The sequence below is a fragment of the Rhizobium sp. SVR5-2C genome (assembly GCF_056755115.1).
Map to the genome: position 1 here is coordinate 1 of NZ_JBNDHT010000476.1, position 253 is coordinate 253.

At 64.0% G+C, this 253-nt stretch carries 1 protein-coding gene; it reads right to left on the bottom strand.

What is annotated here, in order from left to right; all coding sequences use genetic code 11:
* Positions 1 to 253: hypothetical protein (locus ACPYOI_RS36585; RefSeq protein ID WP_481424245.1), on the bottom strand; the 253-nt coding region annotated here is incomplete at both ends.

The following is a 253-nucleotide window of genomic DNA, read 5'->3' on the forward strand; positions in this document are numbered from 1 at the left end:
GTCAGGTAGAACTCGGTGTAGTCGGCCGACCGGTCGTCGATAGCTAGCCGCGTTGCGGCGCCGAGGACGGCCAGGTCTTCGGTACTGACGCCCTCTACGTCAGAACCCGTGCCGTCTGCGCCATCTGTACCGTCTGCCCCGGCTGCGCCATCCGTACCTTCGCCCGCTGGAGAGGTTAGTTCGGCGGGATCGATCGGGCAGGCCAAAGGCTCGTGATCCATGACGATCTTCTTCAGGCGTTGGCGGATCGTAC